Origin of the sequence: Devosia honganensis, from assembly GCF_042648785.1 — a bacterium.
In the GTDB taxonomy this organism is placed as follows: domain Bacteria; phylum Pseudomonadota; class Alphaproteobacteria; order Rhizobiales; family Devosiaceae; genus Devosia; species Devosia honganensis.
The window spans coordinates 70797-84523 of sequence record NZ_JBHRYD010000001.1 but is presented as its reverse complement, the minus strand read 5'-3'; the positions used below and the strand labels follow the sequence as shown (position 1 = coordinate 84523).

At 68.1% G+C, this 13727-nt stretch carries 9 protein-coding genes; 6 read left to right on the top strand and 3 right to left on the bottom strand.

The window, feature by feature from the left end; translation table 11 throughout:
- Positions 1-263: 263 nt before the first annotated feature.
- Positions 264-5336: an apolipoprotein A-IV repeat region-like domain-containing protein gene (locus ACFOOL_RS00380; RefSeq protein ID WP_380093864.1), complete on the bottom strand. Its 5073-nt coding sequence runs from the start codon at positions 5334-5336 to the stop codon at positions 264-266.
- Positions 5337-5701: 365 nt separating this feature from the next.
- On the opposite strand from ACFOOL_RS00380, the gene ACFOOL_RS00375 reads away from it, so the two are divergent.
- The 6 genes from ACFOOL_RS00375 to ACFOOL_RS00350 all read left to right on the top strand — a co-directional run bounded on the left by ACFOOL_RS00375 (position 5702) and on the right by ACFOOL_RS00350 (position 10933).
- Complete coding sequence (locus ACFOOL_RS00375; protein ID WP_380093863.1) at positions 5702-6106, top strand: Hpt domain-containing protein; 405 nt, start codon at positions 5702-5704, stop codon at positions 6104-6106.
- A 115-nt stretch (positions 6107-6221) separates the two neighbouring features.
- On the top strand, positions 6222-7823 hold the full coding sequence (locus ACFOOL_RS00370) for a peptide chain release factor 3 (RefSeq protein WP_380093861.1): 1602 nt from the start codon (positions 6222-6224) through the stop codon (positions 7821-7823).
- Positions 7820-8989, top strand: a complete 1170-nt coding sequence (locus ACFOOL_RS00365) for a class I SAM-dependent methyltransferase (RefSeq protein ID WP_380093860.1) — start codon at positions 7820-7822, stop codon at positions 8987-8989. Before ACFOOL_RS00370 ends, ACFOOL_RS00365 begins: the two co-directional genes overlap by 4 nt.
- Before the next feature lie 27 nt (positions 8990-9016).
- Complete coding sequence (locus ACFOOL_RS00360) at positions 9017-9337, top strand: 2Fe-2S iron-sulfur cluster-binding protein (protein WP_380093858.1); 321 nt, start codon at positions 9017-9019, stop codon at positions 9335-9337.
- 193 nt (positions 9338-9530) lie between these two features.
- Entirely contained in the window at positions 9531-10556 is a 1026-nt protein-coding gene (locus ACFOOL_RS00355; protein ID WP_380093856.1) for an NAD(P)/FAD-dependent oxidoreductase, read from the top strand.
- A gap of 56 nt (positions 10557-10612) precedes the next feature.
- Complete coding sequence (locus ACFOOL_RS00350; protein WP_380093854.1) at positions 10613-10933, top strand: 2Fe-2S iron-sulfur cluster-binding protein; 321 nt, start codon at positions 10613-10615, stop codon at positions 10931-10933.
- A gap of 199 nt (positions 10934-11132) precedes the next feature.
- On the opposite strand, the gene ACFOOL_RS00345 is transcribed toward ACFOOL_RS00350, so the two are convergent.
- Together ACFOOL_RS00345 and ACFOOL_RS00340 are read right to left on the bottom strand one after the other, a co-directional pair.
- The gene (locus tag ACFOOL_RS00345; RefSeq protein ID WP_380093853.1) at positions 11133-12149 is read right to left on the bottom strand and encodes a YcjF family protein; all 1017 of its coding nucleotides are present in this window, start codon (positions 12147-12149) and stop codon (positions 11133-11135) included.
- The gene (locus tag ACFOOL_RS00340; protein ID WP_380093851.1) at positions 12146-13642 is read right to left on the bottom strand and encodes a YcjX family GTP-binding protein; all 1497 of its coding nucleotides are present in this window, start codon (positions 13640-13642) and stop codon (positions 12146-12148) included. Before ACFOOL_RS00340 ends, ACFOOL_RS00345 begins: the two co-directional genes overlap by 4 nt.
- Positions 13643-13727 lie beyond the last annotated feature (85 nt).

The window sequence follows — 13727 nt, the reverse complement described above, 5'->3', positions numbered from 1 at the left end:
GGGCAGCACAGCGTTGGTGTTGACAACAACGATCAAACCAGAAGCGTCCAAAGTAAACACTCCCCCCCTTGAGGGGAGGGGTTAGGGGTGGGGGTTCCGCACCGTCGATTTTCTCGATGGATCAATCGGATTCCCGAACCCCCCCTGGCCCAGCCATTCGAGCATAGCTCTCATGGCCTTCTCACCTTCAATCGCTCCACCGGAGCGATTGACCCTACGGGACAGTTCGAAGCCCTCAAGGGGGAGGGAGGCGAAGGGGCCGGTCAGGCGAGGCGGCCGCTGGCGTGGGCGAGGGTGGTATAGACCTTGCCGCGGTCGGAGAGCAGGTGGTCGCGGGTTTCGGCGGCGGGGTTGGGGCCGGCGGCGGCGCGTTTCAGCAATTGCTCGAACTCGCTCATATAGGCCTGGGCGGTGCGGGCGAACTCCGGATCGCGCTGCACGCGCTTGCGGACCTCGTCATAGGTGCCCTGGCCGGTGAGCGTGTAGATGCGGCGGGTGAAGACGTTGGATTCGCCGGCCTGATAGCGCGACCAGGCCTCGGCCAGCGCCGCGTCGTCGATGGAGCGGGCGATTTCCTCCGAGAGGCCCGACAGCGCCTGCGGGGCCTGCACCCCGGCCTGCTTGGCCGAGGCGTTGCGCAGCACGTCGCGCAGCCAGCCGCCTTCGACCTCGGCCGCGGGGCGCGGCGCGGGAGCGGAGGCCGCCGGGGGCGGCGCGACCGGCTGCTGCACCGGGGCGGGGGCGGGCTGCTCGATGACGCCGGCGCGGATCGGGTCGACCAGCGGCGGGCGGGCCGGCTCGGGCCGATAGGCCTCGCGCGCCGGTTCGGGCTGGCGCGGCGGCTCGGGCGGACGCTGCGAGCGCTGCGGGGCGCGGCGGTCGGTCAGGTCGTGGCTGGCCGGCTGCGAGCGCACGATGGCGTTGAGCTCGCTCAGGGCCTCGATCTGCTCGGCCACGACGCGGCGCATGGCGGCGGCGCTGGCCCGGGTCTCCTCGGGCAGCTCGTTGACGCCGCGGGCCAGTTCGGCGCGCGTCGCCTCGAGCTCGCTGCCCACCTCGCGGGCCGTCTCGCGCATGGCGCGGGCGGTGTCGGCGAAGCGCTGGGTGGCTTCCTCGATGGCGCGCTGCATCTCGCCGGCCATGCGCTGCTGGGCCTCCTGCAGGGCCTGGCTGGCGCGGCGGCCTTCGGCGTCGGCGGCTTCGTGGAACTCGCCCAGCCGCCCGGTGACCTCGCCGGTGGTCTCGTCGAGGGCGCGGCGGAGCTGGCCGGTATTGGAGGCGATGGCGTTACGCACCGAGCTGGTCGAGTCGGAAATGGTGTCGGCCAGCGTGCTGGTGGTGGTGGTGAGCACATCGGTGACGCTGCCGGCGGTGGAGGCGAGCACGTCGCTGACGCGATTGGCGTTCTCCTCCAGCGCGGCATTGACCTGGTCGGCCTGGTCGGACAGCGCCAGGCGCACCGAGGACGAGGTCTGGCCGAGCGCGGCGGCGGCGGCATCGGCGGCGCGGCGCACCGTGTCGTCCATCTGCGCCAGATTGGCGTTGATCGTCGAGGTGAAGCGCTCATTGGTGGTGTAGAGCGCGTCGTTGACGCTGCCGGTGGTGCTTTCCAGCGTCTGGGTGATGGTGGCGGTGGTCTGGCCCAGAACGTCGGTCACCGAATGGGTGGTGGCGTTGAGGGCCTCGTCCATGGCGCGGCGGGCCCCGATCAGGCGGCGCTCGGTATCGTTGACCGTGTCGGCGATGGACTGGGCGAACACGCGCATGCGGCCGTCGATGTCGTCGGCGCGGGCAGCGAAGCTCTGCGCCAGCGCATCCATGGCGCCACGGCGATCCTCGAGATTGTCGAGCGCGGTGGAGCTGCTGGCCTCCAGGGCCCGGGAGGCCTGGGTGATGCCGGCGGCCTCGGCGTCGAGACGCCCAAGAATGCCGGCGAACTCGTCGACCATGGCCCGGATGGTGGTCTGCAGGGCGCCCACATGCTGGGTGACCATGGCGCCGGCCTGCTCGGTCTGGCCCATGGCTTCGCGCATGGTGTCGGAATAGTTCGCCGTCTGCTGGGCGACGCTGGTTTCGAGGCTGGCCAGATTGGCCGTCGAGGCATCGAGCACGCGCTGCAGCAGCAGGTTGGAGTCGTTGAGCTTGTTGAGCGCGGTGGTGACGTCGCCCAGGATGCGCGAGGTGGAGGCCGCCATGATCTGCTCGGCTTCGCGGCTGTTCTCGGAGAGGGCGTCGCGCAGCAGGTTGCCGTGGCTGGCCAGCGCGCTCTCGAGCTGCTCGGACTTGCTGGTCACCAGATCGGCGAAGCTGGCGGTGTGCTCCTCCAGCGAGCGGTTGATGCCCGACAGGCGCGTCTCGATGGCTTCGGCGGCGCCGACGGCCTTGACCGAGACGAGCTGGTCGATGCTGGCGCCGGCCTGGCGGAGCAGGTCGAGAGCGCCGCGCACGGCGCCGTCCATGCGACTGGCCGTGGCCTCGACATCGGCGGAAATCGCGTCGCTGGCCGCGGTGATGCGGGTGGCGATGGTCTCCTCGATGCGATCCGCACCGGCCTCCAGATCGGCCATGGACTGGGTGATCGAGGTGCTGATCGAGGCATTGAGCGCGGCGAGGCGCTCGGCGGTGATGTCGGCGCGGGCGGTGATGGCCTCGGGCAGGGTGCCCAGGCGCTGATCGACCATTTCGACGATGGCGGCGCGCGCCGAGGTGACGCCGCTCTCGATGAGCTCGGCGGCCTGGCGGGCGCTCTCGCCCACGGTGGCGCTGGCGCTCTCGATGCGGGCGGCAACGCCGCGCTCGGCATCGGAAATGCGGGCGATGGCGCCGTCGAGGTCGTGGCCGAGGCTCTCGTTGATCTCGGTGACCTTGCTGGAAACGGCGGTGGACATCTCGTCCAGTCGCGTGGCCATGGTCTCGGTGGCGAGGCGCAGCGAGGTATCGATGCCCTGGCGGGCGGCGGCGCCGTGCTGGTCGAGGGTCGCGGCCAGCTCGCCCGTATGCAGGCCGATGGTCTCGCCGATGGAGGTGGTGTGGGTCGCCAGCGTGTCGGAGAGGGCCTGGGTACGGCCGGCCAGCGCCTCGGAAAGCTGCTGGGTGCGGGTATGGACCGCGCCGGCCAGTTCCTGGGTGCGCTGGTCGAGGCTCGAGATCATCTGGCCGCCACGCTCGTCCAGCCGCGACACCAGCGTGCCGGTGCGCTCATCGAGCTGGGAGACCAGGGCGTCGGTGCGCTCCTCGAGGCGGCCGGCGAGGTCGCCGGTGCGGGTCTCGATTTCGAGCGAGAGCGCGTTGGTGCGCTCCGAGAGCGTGTCGGCGAGGCGCTGGGTGCGACCGGAAATGGCCTGGTTGAAGGCCTGGGTGCCGGCGGCGAGGGTGTCGCCCAGCTCCTGCGAGCGCAGGCGGATGGCTTCGCTCGCCTCGGCGCTGCGGGCGCCCAGCGTCTGCTCGAGCTCGGCGGCGCGGGCGCTGAAGGTTTCGTCCAGGCGGGCGGCGTTGGTGGACAGCACCGTGTCGAGCCGGCCGGTGCGGCTATCCAGCGCCTCGGCGATGATCTCGGCGTGGCCGTCCAGCGAGTCGGAGATTTCCCGGGTGCGGTTGACGAGGCTTTCTGAAATCGCCTTGGTCTTGGCGCCCAGCACGTCGCCCAGTTCGCGGGTTTTTTCGGTGACGATGTCGTTGAAGCGGCCCGATTCCTCGTTGAGCGCCATTTCCAGCACATTGGCGCGGGCGGCGAAGCTGACGCCCTGCTGGTCGAGGCGCGCCACGAGCTGTTCGCCGCGGTCGCCGATCAGGCCGTCGAGGGCGCTGAGCTTCTCGTCCAGAAGGCCGGTGATCTCGGTCAGGCGGGCATCGAACAGGCCCAGCGAATCCTGCCCGGCGGTCGAGAGCGTCAGCCGCGCCCGCTCGGAGGTGTCGTCCAGCGCGCCGTTGATCTCGATGATCGCCGATTGCAGGCGGCTGTCCAGGGCGTTGAGCTGGATGGAGACGGATTCGTCGAGCTGGCGGCTGAGGGTGGCGAGCAGCAGCTCGGCCTCGGTGGTGCGGCTGCCGATATCGCCCGAGACGCGGGCGCCGATGGCCTCCAGCGCCTCGCTCACGGATTCACCGCGGGCGCGCAATTGCTCGACCAGGACCGAGCCGCTTTCGCCCAGCAGATTGGCGAGCGCGGCGGTGCGCTCGTCGATGGCGCCCGAAAGGGACAGGGTCTGGTTCTCCAGCGTGCCGGCGAAACTGGCGGCGCGGCTGTCGAGCGCTTCGGTCAGCGCGTCCATGCGGCTGTCGAGGGCCGAGGTCAGCTCCAGGGTGTGCGTTTCGAAGCTGCGCGCCATGGTGCCGGCGTGGTCCTCGAAGCTGAGCGAGAGGCGGCCGGCGCTGTCATCGAGCGCCGAGAGGAAATCGCCGGTGCGGTTGTCGACCAGGTTGACGAAGCTGTCGGCGCGCTCGGAAAAACCGGTGGTCAGGGTATTGCCGGCGGTTTCCAGCGCCCGGGTGAGATTGCCGCCGCTTTCCACGATGGTGCCGGCGATGCGCTGGCTGATCATGTCGAGGTCGAAGACGAGGCCGGTATGGCTCTCGGTGATGGCCTCGCGCACGCGCTCGGTATTGGTGAGCACGCTTTCGCGCTGGCTGGCCAGCTCGGCGATCAGCGCGCGCATGCGCGATTCATTGTCCGAATAGGTGCGCTCGAGGGCGGTCACCTCGTTGTGGATCATCACCTCCAGCTCACCGGCGCGCGACAGGGCGCGCTCGAGCCCGTCGCCCAGCGCGTTGACCTCGCGGCGCACGGCCTGGCCCACCGAGGCCACCTTGTCGGCGGCGGTGACTTCGGGCTCGGCCAGGCGAATGGCGGCCTGGGTGATGGAGGAGGCGGCGTTGCGCAGATCGGCGGCGCGGCGGAACAGGGTGGCGACGGCGAAGAACCCCAGCACCGGCAGCACCATGATGGCCAGCAGCGCCACGAATTCCATCGAGCCCAGAAAAGCCCCGAAATCGCTGGTTTGGGTGCCGAAGCGCATCCAGGCGACGACGCCAGAAATGGCGATCCAGACGATGGAGAGCAGCAGGGCCAGCCAGGTGGGGGCGGCGGAGGAGCGCCCCTGCAGGCCGTAAAGCAGCTTGGAGGTGGAGACGCGATCGTCATTGGCGATGACGCCGGCCTGCTGGGCGATCCTGTCGGCGGCGCGCAGGCGCTCGGAGCGCGCGGGCTCGGCGGATTTTTTCTCGGGCGCGGGCTGGGCCGGCGGGTCGAGGTTGAACACGGAGTCCTTGAGGGCGTCCTCGACGGCCGAAAAGGCCAGTGCAGCCGGATCGTTCTGGGGGGTCGGATTCTTCGCCATACTCTTTACAACTCTCGCGTCGGCACTGCAAAAACAAGGCGGACTTCGGGAGGTGTCATGACACGCCAGCCCTTTCCGGGCCGGTCGTCAATCCGGAACAATTCGATGCAAATGCCCCGCATCGTCCCTCCAAACCCTCGCCGCCGCGCGCTGGTTCAAAGCCCATACATACATTCAATTTTATGCAAACCGAACGGATTCTTACCCAAAGGTTAATTTTCGGGTGGGAAACGGCGGTGACTTGAGAGCCAAACAAAGGCGAAGATGTGGCTTAATCACCTGTTCACGCCCCGCTGTTTAGGCTTGTCCACACAGGAAAGGGTGCCGACCGACGAGGCCGCCCCAAACGAGCAGGAGCAGCCGGAATGGCGCAAGGAGCAGTCGTGCGGAACGCGGCCCAGGCGGACAGGGACGAGGCCCGGGCCCCGCGCACCCGCCCCATCGACATGGAGCATCTGGCCAATCAATGCCTCGGGGATGAAAATCTCGGGCTCGAAGTGCTGCGGATGTTCGACGGCACCATTGCCGGCTATTTCGGCCGGCTCCGCCTGGCGACGGCCTTCGACGAGCTGGCGGCGCATCTGCATACCATCAAGGGCGCCGCCGCCGGAGTGGGCGCCCGGGGCGTGGCCGACCTCGCCCGCGCGCTCGAGGACGATCTGCGCGCCGGCCGGCCGCTGAAGCCGGAGCGCATCGACGATCTGGGCATGGCGGTCGAGGAAGTCCGCAGCTTCATCGCCGGGCTGGTGGCGGCGGACGAAGCCGAATAGGGCCGGAGCCCGGCTGCTGCAAATTGACGCTTTGCGCGCATGCGCTTATAGAGCGCCGCAGATCGTTTCCGACCCGGCCGGCCCTGGCGCCGGCCCTCTGGCACCAGCAGTTTCCATGTCCCCATCCGCCGCCGCCGAGGCCAGTCCTCGGGCCCCACTCGAGCCGTTCCGCCTGCGCCGCACCTTTGCGATCATCTCGCACCCGGACGCGGGCAAGACCACGCTGACCGAGCGGCTGCTGGCCGCCTCGGGCGCCATCCAGCAGGCGGGCCTGGTGCGCGGCAAGTCAGGCCAGCGCTCGACCCGCTCGGACTGGATGGAGATGGAGCAGCAGCGCGGCATTTCCATCACCTCCTCGGTGATGACGTTCGATTATGACGGGCTGACGCTCAACCTGCTCGACACGCCGGGCCACTCGGATTTCTCCGAGGACACCTATCGCACGCTGACCGCCGTGGATGCGGCCATCATGGTGATCGACGCGGCCAAGGGCATCGAAAGCCAGACCCAGAAGCTGTTCGAGGTCTGCCGCCTGCGCGACATTCCCATCATCACCTTCATCAACAAGGTGGACCGGGAGGGGCTGAGCCCGCTCGAGCTGATCGACGAAATCCAGGACAAGCTGGCGCTCGACCTGACGCCGGTGCTCTGGCCGATCGGGCAGGGGGTGGATTTCGGCGGCTATATCGATCTGGTGGAAAAGCGGGTGCTCGATCCCCAGGGCAAGCCGGTCGCCGAATTCGAGGCGCTGGAGGACCTGCTGGAGGTCGAGGCGCTGGTGGACAATCCGGTGTTCATGACCGCGCTCGAAACGCTGGAGATGGCGCAGGCCATGCTGCCCGGCTTCGATCTCGACGTCTTCCACCAGGGGCATCTGAGCCCGGTGCTGTTCGGCTCGGCGCTCAAGGGAATCTCGGTGGCCGAGCTGCTGCGCACGCTGGGCGAGTGGGGGCCGGAGCCGCGGCCCCAGCCCGCCATTCCGGCGCCCATCGAGCCGTCCGAGAAGAAGGTGTCCGGGTTCGTCTTCAAGGTGCAGGCGAACATGGACGCCAATCACCGCGACCGCATCGCCTTCGTGCGGTTGTGCTCGGGGAAATTCACCCGCGGCATGCGCCTGCGCAACGTGCGCTCGGGCAAGGACATGGCGGTTTCCAATCCCATGTTCTTCTTCGGCAATAATCGCGAGCTGGCCGAGGAGGCGGTGGCCGGCGATATCGTGGGCATTCCCAATCACGGCACGCTGTCGGTGGGCGACACGCTGACCGAGGGCGCCAATATCAACGTCACCGGCATTCCCAATTTCGCCCCCGAAATCATCCGCCGCGTGCGGCTCGCCGATGCGATGAAGACCAAGCAGATGTCCAAGGCGCTGCACGACCTGGCCGAGGAAGGCGTGACCCAGGTGTTCCGGCGCATGATCGGATCGGACTGGATCGTGGGCGTGGTGGGGCAATTGCAGCTCGAAGTGCTCGCCTCGCGCGTCGCCAAGGAATATGGCGTGCCGATCACCTTCGAATCCATGGGTTATGAGGTGGCCCGCTGGGTGGAAAGCGACGATCCCGAAGAATTGAAGCGCTTCATCGCGGCGCAGAAGACCAATATGGCCGAGGATCGGACCGAGGCGCCGGTGTTCCTGGCGCAGAATGCGTGGTGGGCGGACCGGGCGAAACAGGACTGGCCGAAAATCCGCTTCCTCACCACCAAGGAGCGGCATTGAACGCGACCGGCCGCATCATCGAGTTCGCCCTCGCGGTCCGCGAGGCCTTCGAGGAGGGCACGCTGATCCGGCTGCGCCTGGCGGGCTATGAAGGGGCCGAGCCGGACCTCAAATCCGTCGACATGCGGCGGGTGGTCGTCAAGGGCGCGGAAAAGTTCAGCGCCGTCCGCCATTACCGCACGCGCGACATCACCAAGAACCACGCGCTGGACGAGGCGATGGACACGCTCATCACCGAGCTGGGCGGGACTTTTCGCGTCGCCACGCTCAACGCCGTCGGTTTCGACCTGGTACTGGAGCGGCACGGGGAAAAGGTCAGGCTGCGCCGCACCGAGGTGCCGGGCCGCGATGCGCCGCCCATTGCCCATGACCGGGCCAAGAACCGCCCGCTGGTCGACACGCACAAGCCCTGGCTGCAGGCGCTGGGGATCGTCGCCAAGAACGGATCGGTACGCCACGACACGCAGGACAAGTTCAGGCAAATCAACAGGATGGTGGAGATTTTCGCCCCGTTGATTCAAGAACTTCAAGCAGAGAATCCGCGTATCGTCGATATGGGCGCGGGCAAGGGATATCTCGATTTCGCGCTCTACGACTATCTTTCGAGCCTGGGCCGGAAGGTGGACATCGTCGGCGTCGAATTGCGCGACCGGCTGGTCGAGGACGGCAATGCGACGGCGCGGGCGTCGGGATTTTCCGGCCTCAGCTTCGTTGCGGGGACGATCCTCGACCATGACGCCGCCGGCGCCGATGCGGTCATTGCCCTGCATGCCTGCGACACGGCGACGGACGACGCCATCTATCGGGGCATAGAGGCGGGGGCGGAACTGATCGCGGTGGCGCCGTGTTGCCACAAGCAGGTGCGCCGGCAGATGGAGGCGGGCCAGGCCGACGACCGGCTCGGGTTCCTCCTGCGCCACGGCACCTTCATGGAGAAGCAGGCAGAAATGGTAACCGACGGGTTACGCGCCCTGCTGCTGGAGGCGAGCGGCTATCGCACGAAAGTGTTCGAATTCGTCTCGGACGCGCATACGCCCAAGAACAATCTCATCGTCGCGCAAAAAGGCCGCGCCGGCCCGCGGCAGGCGGCGATTGACCGCATTGCGGCGGCGAAGGCGATGTTCGGTATAAGGAAGCACCATCTCGAAGGCCTGCTTGGCCTTTGAGCCCCTGCAGAAGGATTTCGGCCCCCAATGACCAGGATCACCTATGTCACCCCGCATGGCGAGCAGATCGAGACCGATGGCGAGAACGGCTCCACGGTGATGGAGACGGCGATCATGAACGGCGTGCCCGGGATCATCGCCGAATGCGGCGGCGCCTGTACCTGCGCCACCTGCCACGTCTATGTGGACGAGGATTGGACCCAGATCGTGGGCGGGCCCTCGAACATGGAAGAGGACATGCTCGACTTCGCCTTCGACGTCCGCGACACCAGCCGCCTGAGCTGCCAGATCAAGGTGCGCGACGAGCTGGACGGGCTGGTGGTGCATGTGCCGACCCGGCAGGGATAGGCAGGGCCGCGCTTTAGCCGCGCCCCTTCCTTCGCCGGTCCTCCTGGGGTAAGTGGACCGCACCTATCATATTACCTGGGCGGCATTCCCGCGAAGGCGGGGGCCCCCGGGTTCCCTCAAAACGGATATTCCCGCTCCCCCGGGAATGATGCCGAGGCAGTCAGGGCGCTTCGGCCAGCTGGACATGAATGAAATGAGCACTGAGATCACCACCGATGTCGTCGTCATTGGCGCGGGCCCCTGCGGGCTGTTCGCGGCCTTCGAACTCGGGCTGCTCGACGTCAAGTGTCACTTCATCGACATCCTCGACCGCCCCGGCGGCCAGTGCGCCGAGCTCTATCCGGAAAAGCCGATCTACGACATTCCCGGCTTTCCGGTGATCACCGGGCAGCAGCTCACCGACAACCTCATGGCGCAGATCGCGCCCTTCGAGCCGGAATTCCATTTCTCCCGCATGGTCAATTCCATCGAGAAGCTGGACGACGGCTCGTTCCGGCTGGAGACCGACGCCGACGAGATTTTCCATGCCAAGGTGGTGGTGATCGCGGCCGGGGGCGGCTCGTTCCAGCCCAAGCGGCCGCCGGTGGAGGGCATCGAGCAGTATGAGAACAAATCGGTGTTCTACGCGGTGCGCCGCATGGAGGATTTCCGCGATCAGGACGTGGTGATCGTGGGCGGCGGGGATTCGGCGCTCGACTGGACGCTGAGCCTCGAGCCCATCGCGCGCACGCTGACGCTGGTGCACAGGCGCGACGCCTTCAAGGCGGCTCCGGCCTCGGTCAACAAGATGAAGGAGCTGGTGGCGGAGGGGAAGATCAGCTTCCAGCTCGGCCAGATCGCCCGGCTCGAGGGAACGGACGGGCAGATCGACCATGTGCACCTGGCCACCGCGGCGGGCGACCTGGCCATCCCGGCGACGCGCCTGCTGCCGTTCTTCGGGCTGACCATGAAGCTGGGCCCGGTGGCCGACTGGGGGCTGGAGCTCAACGACAACACCATCGTGGTGGACACGGAAAAGTTCGAAACCTCCGTGCCCGGCATCTTCGCCATCGGCGACATCAATTATTATCCGGGCAAGCTCAAGCTGATCCTTTCCGGCTTCCACGAGGCGGCGCTGATGGCCCAGGCGGCCAAGCGCATCGTGTCGCCGGGCGAGCGGGTGGTGTTCCAATACACGACCAGCTCGACCAAATTGCAGAAGAAGCTGGGCGTGGTCTGAGGCGGGCCCCGCTGCGCCGTCCATCTTCACTCCCATCGCGCTGTCGAGGAGCGCCCATGAAGATCATCGTGACCGACCAGAGCGGCGAAATCCATGAACTGGAAGGGCTCGAGGGCTGGCGGGTGATGGAGGTCATCCGCGACTGGGGCCTCGACATCAAGGCCGAATGCGGCGGCGCGCTGAGCTGCGCCACCTGCCATTGCTATGTCGATGGCGACTGGCTCGACGTGGTGGGCGCGCCCAGCGACGAGGAAGAGGACATGCTCGACAGCGTCGGCGACGTGCGGCCGAATTCACGGCTGAGCTGCCAGATTCTGTGCTCTGAGGCGCTGGACGGGCTGGAGGTCACGCTGGCGCCGAGCGCGGCGAAGGATTGAGGCTTCCGAAGCCGGTTGCCAAGAAGCCGCGTTTCATGCTCTTGCGCCTCCCTCCCCTTGAGGGGAGGGGTTAGGGGTGGGGGTTCCGCGCCGTCGATTTTCTCGATGGATCAGTCGGATTCCCGAACAATCCCGAACCCCCACCCTCATTCCCTCCCCTCAAGGGGGAGGGAGGCGATGGAGCCGAGGGCTCAGAGGCTTACCCAGCCTTTCTCATCTCGCTCGTCACCTTCACCAGTTCCGGGATGAAGTCGCGGACCATGGGCTGGGGCAGGGTTTCGAAGGGGAGGGGGCGCACGACGCGCATGGCGGCGATGCCGACGCGCACCGTCATCAGCCCGTTGACGACGCCCTCGCCCAGCCGCGCCGAGAGCTTTGCGGCAAGGCCCTGGCCGACGAGCTGCTCCACCACGCCATCGGTCAGCACCAGGCCGCCGGTGACCGCCAGGTGGGCGAGCACCGCGCCGGCCAGCCGCCAGAAGCCGAAAAAGCCGGGCCGGGCGCCGTAAAGCGCGGCGATGGCCCCGGCGAGGCGCACGCTTTCATAGATGACGAAGGCGATGTCGATGAGGGCGCGGGGCGAGACGGCGGTGACCAGCGCTACGCGCCGGGCCGAAGCGGCGGTCAGCGCCCGGGCGCGGCGGTCGAGCGGGGCCATGAGGCCGCGTTCGGCCAGGGCGATCACTTCATGGCCGTCGAACAGATCGGGCAGGTGGCCGGAAACCTCGCGGCGGGCGGCGGCGAGATCGGCGCGGTGGGCGTAGATGGCGTCGAGACGGCCGGCCACCGACCCGGCCAGCCGGCGATCGTTGTCGGCCGCGGCGCGGGCGGCGTCGCGCTTGAGGCCGTCGAGGACGCGCAGGCGCCGCAGCGCCAGCATCTCGCGCAGGACCAGCGCCAGCACGGCGACGAGGAAGGCGCCGAGCACGCCCAGCCCGATCCAGCCCAGATAGGGGTTGGAGGCGAACAGGTCGCGGATCAGCCGGTCGGCGGCAAGGCCGAGGCCGGCGGAGACTAGAATGCCCCCCGTGGTCCAGGCGAGGCGGCCCAGCCATCCCATGCGGCGCGGCGGCGGCCCCACCAGTTCCGGCTCGGGCTCGGGGTCGAACGTCGCCTCGACGATTTCGGCGCGCTCGGGGGTGAAGGTGCGGGGCTGGCGCGCCGCCTCGGCGTCGGGGGCGGCCTGCTGCGTGGGTCGGGCGATGGGGCGCTTCATGCCATCCAGTCTCCGATGAGGTAATCCAGCGCGCGGTCGAGCCTGATATGGGGCAGGACGGGGTCGCCGGCGGCGTTGCGCTCCAGCCTGGCCGGCGGCGCGAAGCGCAGGAAATTGAGCGCGACGGGAGTGCCGTTCTCGAACAATGAATCCGGACGTTCCGGCAAGTCCCCGGGAAACAAGGCGATTTCGGTGCTGCCGTCATAGCTGGCGCCATCAAGGACCTCGCCCGCGAGTGGGGTGCCGATCAGGGTGGGCAGGGTTTCGCCATGCTCGCGGATGGTGCCTTCGCCGGTGGCGCGGATGCCGGCAATGGCCATGGAACGCGTCTGGGCGCCGGCAAAGCGGGCGCGCCGCGCGGCATTGGCGACGAGGCGGTTGAGGATGGCCTCCAGCCGGTCGTGGCTGGTGTGATGGACATGGTCGGCCTTGGTGGCGGCGAACAGGATACGGTCGATGCGGCGGGAGAAGGGGCGCAGCAGCATATTGGCCTCGCCCTGGCGGAAGCAGGCCAGCACGGCGGTGAGCGCGGTTTCGAGATCGCTGACCGCCGCCGGTCCGGCATTGAGGGCGCGCAGCGTGTCGACCAGCACCACCTGCCGATCGAGGCGGGCGAAATGGTCGCGGAAGAAGGGCCTGACGATGCGGTCCTTATAGGCCTCGTAGCGGTTCTCCAGCATGGCATGGAGGCTGGACCTGCGCACCGGCCCGGCGGGCGGGGGGAGCGGCGCAAAGGTCAGCGCCGGCGAGCCTTCGAGGTCGCCCGGAAGCAGGAAGCGGCCCGGCGGCAGGGTGGAGAGCGCGCCATGCTCGCGGGAGCGGCGCAGATAGGCGGTGAAGGCGGCGGCGAGCCGTTCGGCCTCGGGATCGCTGGCCGGCGCGAGCATATCGGTGCCCTCGAGCGCCGCAAGGAACTCGCCGGCCTCGTCGGCATGGCCGGGCAGGCGGGCGCGGGCCAGCGCATCGGCGCTCCATTCGGCAAAGGAAAGGCCCAGCAGCGGCAGGTCCAGCAGCCATTCGCCGGGATAGTCGACGATGTCGAGATTGAGCGTCGCCGGCCCGGCCATGCCCGACCACCATTTTGCCGACTGATAGCGCAGCACCAGCCGCAATTGCGAGATGCGGCGGGTGCTTTCGGGCCAGACGGGGGGATTTGCGGTCAGCGCCGCCAGATGCTGCTCATAGGCGAAGCGGGGAATGGTGGCGTCGGGATATTCGGCGAGCCGGGCGCCGATGAAGCGCCCCTCGGCCAAAGGCGCGAAGCCGGGCAGGCGGCCCTGCGTCAGCAGGTTGTGAACGAGGGCGGTGATGAAAATGGTCTTGCCGGCGCGGCTGAGCCCGGTGACGCCCAGCCGCAGGGTCGGCGTCAGGACGCCGGTGGCGCTGTCGGCGAGGTTGGAAAGGGCGATGCCCAGTTCGTCGGTGATCCTGGTCGGCGGCTGCGGCAAGGCATGTCCCCTGTGGTGAGTGCAAGGTAGGGAGCGGACACGCATTTGCAAAGAGGGGAGGACACGGAGGGGGCCGTCTGTTTACTTGGACGCTTCTGGTTTGATCGTTGTTGTCCACCCAAACGCCGTG

What these genes read in the sequence shown, in the direction of transcription:
- ACFOOL_RS00380 (WP_380093864.1), bottom strand. Translation starts at nt 5,336, where the DNA reads ATGGCGAAGAATCCGACCCCCCAGAACGATCCGGCTGCACTGGCCTTT.
- ACFOOL_RS00340 (WP_380093851.1), bottom strand. Translation starts at nt 13,642, where the DNA reads ATGCGTGTCCGCTCCCTACCTTGCACTCACCACAGGGGACATGCCTTG.
- ACFOOL_RS00370 (WP_380093861.1), top strand. Translation starts at nt 6,222, where the DNA reads ATGTCCCCATCCGCCGCCGCCGAGGCCAGTCCTCGGGCCCCACTCGAG.
- ACFOOL_RS00355 (WP_380093856.1), top strand. Translation starts at nt 9,531, where the DNA reads ATGAGCACTGAGATCACCACCGATGTCGTCGTCATTGGCGCGGGCCCC.
- ACFOOL_RS00360 (WP_380093858.1), top strand. Translation starts at nt 9,017, where the DNA reads ATGACCAGGATCACCTATGTCACCCCGCATGGCGAGCAGATCGAGACC.
- ACFOOL_RS00375 (WP_380093863.1), top strand. Translation starts at nt 5,702, where the DNA reads ATGGCGCAAGGAGCAGTCGTGCGGAACGCGGCCCAGGCGGACAGGGAC.
- ACFOOL_RS00345 (WP_380093853.1), bottom strand. Translation starts at nt 12,149, where the DNA reads ATGAAGCGCCCCATCGCCCGACCCACGCAGCAGGCCGCCCCCGACGCC.
- ACFOOL_RS00350 (WP_380093854.1), top strand. Translation starts at nt 10,613, where the DNA reads ATGAAGATCATCGTGACCGACCAGAGCGGCGAAATCCATGAACTGGAA.